Genomic DNA, 5,236 nt, shown 5'->3' on the forward strand with positions numbered 1-5,236 from the left:
CCCTTCAGCCGTGTCGAACACCTCGATGATCGGACGTTCGCCCATCAAGGTCTTGTCGGCACAGGCATTCAGCAGCGGCGCATAGTCTTCGTAGACATGATGCGTGAGCGTCGCCATTTCATTGGAAATCTCGACGATCCTGGAATGCCGCGCACATGCCACAAACCGCAAAAACCACGGCAGGATTCCCGGCAAGGCGCTGGGTCGCAACGCCAGTGGCCCTTTCTGATCCAGCAACCAGGCCGGAATCTTTTTCAGTATTCCCGGCTTGGACAACGGGATGACTTCACTCACCGCCATTTGCCCGCAGCTCCACTTGGCCGTGCTGTCGCCCGGCGCCTGGGGGTCGATCATCGTGACGCGATAGCCCTCGCGCTGCAGATACAGGGCGCAGCAGACGCCGACGATACCCGCGCCGATGACCACCGCGGTCTGGCGCTCGGCTTGCTGCTGGATGGGTGATTGCATAGGGATCATATACACCGTCTCTCTCTAGGAAGCTGAGCCCGCACCGTCCCACGTGGAGGCCGATGCGGGAAACGTATCAGCCTTGCAGCTTCTCGAACTCCTTGCGGAATTCGGTTTTTTCCTCAGCCGTCAGCGGCAACAACGGCATGCGCGCCACACCCACTTCAAAGCCAGCCAGTTCGCAACCGTATTTGACCTTCTGAATGAACTTGCCGCTTTCCAGATTGGCCATCAACGGGAACAACGAACGCACGATTTGTTGCGCACCGGCCAAGTCACCCGAGGTGTACTTGTTGTAGAACGAAACGATGTGCGGCGACAGGAAATTCGCCGGCGCACAGATCCAGCTGGTAGCGCCCCACAGGAAAAAGTCCAGCGCCTGGTCATCGGAACCGCAGGACAACTGAATCTTGCCCTTGTAGTTTTCACCGATCTCGACGGCGCGCAGCAGGTTGCCCGCACTTTCCTTGATGCCGATTACCCGTTCATGATCCTTGAGCGCATCCAGCACGCTATAACCCACTTCAACATTAGTGCGGATCGGGTAGTTGTAGAGCACGATGTTCACGTCCGGCACGGCATCGAGAATCGCTTCGTAGTGACCGATCAGCTCTTCCTGGGTTGGAATGGCGTAGTACGGCGGCGCAATCAGCAGGTTGCGATAACCAATGTCACGGGCCTGTTTGACCTGCTCGATCACCTCACGGGTACATGAGCCGTTGGCACCGGCGATCAGCATGCCGCGATCGCCGACCACCTCGCGCACGGTCGCCATGACCTGACGACGTTCGTCGTTGGTCAGCGCGTAGTATTCGCCCGTTGAGCCCAGCGGCACGAACCCGCTTACGCCCTGCTTGAGTTGATATTCGATAATCGATGTCAGGACGTCGTAATCAATGGCACCGGATTGATCGATGGGGGTCACCAGGGCCGGCAGGATGCCTTTGAGTTGCTGCATGGGAATGTCTCCAGTGGGTTGAGTTAGTACGCGTAGCGTCTGAGCATCCGGGTTTCGATCACGCCAACCAGTCGGGTCAGGGGGAACGCCACCAGGAAATAAATCACCGCCACCGCCGACAGGAACTCGACCGGGCGCGCGGTGCTGTTGGAAATGTTCTGGCCGACGAACATGAGGTCGGCGATCCCCACCGACGAAATGAGTGCGCTTTCCTTGAACAGGCTGACCACGTTGGACAGCAGCGGCGGGACGGCACGCAACAATGCCTGGGGGAAAATCACGTAGAACACTTTGTTCCACGACGCCACGCCCAGGGCGGTACAGGCATCGTGTTGCTCGCTCGGAATCGACTTGAGCGCGCCACGAAAGGTCTCGCTGGTGATGGCAGTCATGTACAGCGTCAACGCCAGCACCACCGAGACGTAAGGCGGCACCGAGATGCCGAATACGACGGGCAGGCAGAAAAAGATCCAGAACAGTTGAATCAGCAACGGCGTGCCGCGGAACAGCTCGACGTACAGGCCGGTAGGGATTCGGATCAACGGGCTTTTCGAGAGCCGCAACAGACTCAACAGAAACCCGCAGACGCTGCCCAGCACCGCGCAACTGACGGTGAACGCCAGCGTCAGCGCCAGGCCTTTGGCCAACACCTGTCAGTAGGAAAGGACCACCCAGAAATCCAGCTGCATCTTCTTCTCCTCAGCGCGCGAGCGCAGTGTCCTGGCGCCGCTCGAGCCACTGCACCAGCTGCGCGATGGGCAGCGAGAGGGCGAAGTAGATCAGGGCGATCAGCGAGTAAGTTTCGAGTGGGCGATACGCTTCGGTGGCAATGCTTTTGCCGACGTACATCAGGTCTGCGACCGCCACGATGGCCACCAACGCGCTTTGCTGGAGAATCGAAATGCCGTTGGTCATCAGTACTGGCAGCGCGGTGCGCACGGCTTGCGGCAGAATCACGTACAGCGTGCGCTGCCACGGGCGCAGGCCCAGCGCAACACAGGCATCCAGATGTTCGCGTGGCACTGCCTGCACCCCGGCCCGATAGGCTTCGGCGTTGAACGCAGTGAGGTTCAGCCCCAGGGCCAAAACGCCCATGGTGATCGGGTCGATGAACACGTTGAACAGCATCGGCAAGCAGTAGAAGAACCAGACGATCTGCAACAACGCCGGCGTGCAGCGGAAGAACTCGATGAACAACTGGGCGGGCCAGCGGATGAAAAACCAGCGGCTCAGGGTCAGCAGGCACAAGCCGAAACCGAGTATCAGCCCCTCCACATTCGACACCAGCGCCAGCTGCAGGGTGACCTTGAGGCCCTCCCACAGGGCACCGAAGTTTCCAGTCAGAAAATGGAAATCAAATTGATAATTCATGGTCGTACCCCTCAGCCCAGGTGCAGGACTTTTTCGAGGAATTCGCGGGTGCGCGGCTCCTTCGGCTGAGTGAAGATCTGCGCGGGAGGCCCCTGTTCGACAACCTTTCCGTTGGCGCAGAACACCACCCGCGAGGCGATGTTTTTGGCGAAATGCATGTCGTGGGTGACGATGATCATGGCCATCTTCTCCTCGGCCAATTGCATCATCACGTTCTGCACTTCGGTGACCATTTCCGGGTCGAGCGCCGAAGTCACCTCGTCAAACAGCATCAGCTTCGGTTCAAGCATCAAGGCGCGGGCAATAGCGACACGCTGCTTTTGCCCGCCGGAGAGCTGGCTTGGATACGCATTGAGCTTGCTTTCCAGACCCAATCGCGCCAGGAAAATCCGTGCTTTCTCGGTAGCCTGGGCCTTGGACAGCCCGTGAACTTTCATGGGCGCCAGAATCAGGTTGCTCAAGACCGACAGATGCGGGAACAGCGTGTAGTGCTGGAACACCATGCCGACCTGGGTTTGCAAGCGCACATCCAGTGGTTTGCCCTGGTTTCTCGCGTTGCCATCGATGTAAGGCTGGCCCTGGAAGTTGATCGTCCCGCCCTGGATGCTTTCCAGCCCCATCATGACCCGCAGCAACGAACTCTTGCCGCTGCCGCTGGGACCGATGATTACCAGCCGATCGTCGGCACGCATATCCAGGCTCAAATGGTCCATGACCACCAACCCTTCGCCATAGGATTTGTAAACATCGCGCAGCTGGATGAAGTCGCCGCCAGCCGAATCGGGGACGAACGATGCCTGTGGCTGGGCGGCCACCAGTAAAGGAGCTGTCATAGGGGGTCTCCAGGAGAGCGGCGGTTACCGGCCGCTCTCGGGAATCAGCGAAATTACTTGGATGTTTTTTCGTCGGCGTTCGCGAGGATGGAAGCCTTGTCGACCAGGGCGGCGATTTCGCCTGTCTCGCGACGCTGGGTGAGGTAGATGTTCAGCACTTGCAGGTCTGACTGCGACGCGTCACGGTTCAGTCCGAACGCGACGCCCTGCTTGGCCAAGGCCGGGGCCGGCATTATTTCCTTGGTCCAGTCCGGGTTGGCGACGGCGAACAAATGGTTGGTGTCACTGGCATCGACCAGCACGTCGGCGCGGCGGGACATCACCGCCAGTCGAGTCTCGTCCATCCCGGGTAAACGCATGACCGAGCCATTCTTCACCACCGCACTGATCGCCTTGTCGGCGGCCGTGCCGGACATCACTGCAAACGACACGCCCGGCTTGTCGTAGTCGGCGATGGCATTGCCCGCCGTGGCCAGTTTTGGATTGTCTTTATGGGTGAGCAACGAGATCTGGTAGTCGGTCGCCGGGACCGAGAAGCTGACGGCCATGGCCCGTTCCGGGGTCTGGTTCAATGCCATCGCCAGATCCCATTTGCCACCTTGCAGACCCGCAACCAGGTTGTCCCAGTTGGTGTCAACGAACTCCACCTTGACCTTCAGCACCTTCTCGCCGAAGTCCCGACACAAATCCACGAAGTAGCCGCTGTACTGACCGGAACGGGCATCACGCATCACATAGGGCGCCGCCACCGCAGCGCCGCAACGCAGCACGCCGGCCTTTTGCACGCCTTGCCAAAGTGACGGATCAGCGGCCTGCGCTGGAGCCTGGCTCAATAGCGCACCGATGGCGATGGCACAGAGGAGCATGTTGCGGGCGGAGCGAGAGAATAACCGAGCCATTTTGAACCTCACCGTTATGTAGTTGTTCTTGGGCAGAAAGGTACAAGCGTGTAGCAATGTGCGCCATAATGTGTGCAGCGCTGTATGCAGATTAGTTTTGAACGAATTGAGCTGTCAACAGACTTACGACCGCTCTTCATAAAGCAGGTTGTACTCAAGGCCTGAAAGCGGCGTAATCAAAGGGACTACCCCGACATGCAGACGACCGTCCAATACCCCGCGTTCGATCTCGGCCGGCGTGCTCATGCTCAAATTCACCGTCACCCCCTCGCCTTGGCTGCGCAGTGATTTCAAGGCCCGGGTGATGCGCATCTTCGGCTGGGTGACCAAATTATTGATGATCCCGATATTCAAGTCCCCCCGCAGTTGGCTGTGCAACTGGTTCACCTCGGTTCGAAACCCCTCGATGGCCACCAGCACCGCCTCGCTGGAACGAAGCACCTCACGTCCCTCATCCGTCAACGCGAAGCCGGCACGTCCACGCTGGCACAAGCGGACTCCCAGACGTTTTTCCAGATCGGCCATATGCACGCTGATTGCAGAGCGGCTGATCCCGAGCGAGGTTTCCGCCGCCGAGAAACTCCCGCACTGCACCACGGTTTTGAAGAGTCGTAACAATCTGAGGTCAAAGTCACTGACCTGGCTGAGGGGGATTTTCTGACTCATAGGTGAATTTTCCTGAACGTAAACATTTAACGATTCAGATT

6 protein-coding genes and 1 pseudogene are annotated in these 5,236 nt (G+C 58.8%); all 7 read right to left on the reverse strand.

What is annotated here, in order from left to right:
• The coding region (locus AC1DLB_RS21765) for an FAD-dependent oxidoreductase (RefSeq protein WP_477785621.1) at positions 1–468 on the reverse strand (468 nt) is incomplete at its 3' end.
• 76 nt (positions 469–544) lie between these two features.
• Positions 545–1,426 (reverse strand): dihydrodipicolinate synthase family protein, encoded by an 882-nt coding sequence (locus AC1DLB_RS21770; protein ID WP_477744645.1) that lies wholly within the window; start codon positions 1,424–1,426, stop codon positions 545–547.
• Between the two features lie 23 nt (positions 1,427–1,449).
• Entirely contained in the window at positions 1,450–2,073 is a 624-nt protein-coding gene (locus AC1DLB_RS21775; RefSeq protein ID WP_477744646.1) for an amino acid ABC transporter permease, read from the reverse strand.
• Between the two features lie 52 nt (positions 2,074–2,125).
• Entirely contained in the window at positions 2,126–2,797 is a 672-nt protein-coding gene (locus AC1DLB_RS21780; RefSeq protein WP_111453423.1) for an amino acid ABC transporter permease, read from the reverse strand.
• Between the two features lie 11 nt (positions 2,798–2,808).
• Positions 2,809–3,630 (reverse strand): amino acid ABC transporter ATP-binding protein, encoded by an 822-nt coding sequence (locus AC1DLB_RS21785; protein ID WP_111453422.1) that lies wholly within the window; start codon positions 3,628–3,630, stop codon positions 2,809–2,811.
• A 53-nt stretch (positions 3,631–3,683) separates the two neighbouring features.
• Positions 3,684–4,529, reverse strand: a complete 846-nt coding sequence (locus AC1DLB_RS21790) for a transporter substrate-binding domain-containing protein (RefSeq protein ID WP_111453421.1) — start codon at positions 4,527–4,529, stop codon at positions 3,684–3,686.
• Positions 4,530–4,655: 126 nt separating this feature from the next.
• Positions 4,656–5,195 (reverse strand): annotated as a pseudogene (locus AC1DLB_RS21795) (LysR family transcriptional regulator); the annotation flags it as partial.
• Between the last annotated feature and the right edge of the window lie 41 nt (positions 5,196–5,236).

The organism is Pseudomonas sp. 05N434, from assembly GCF_056396965.1.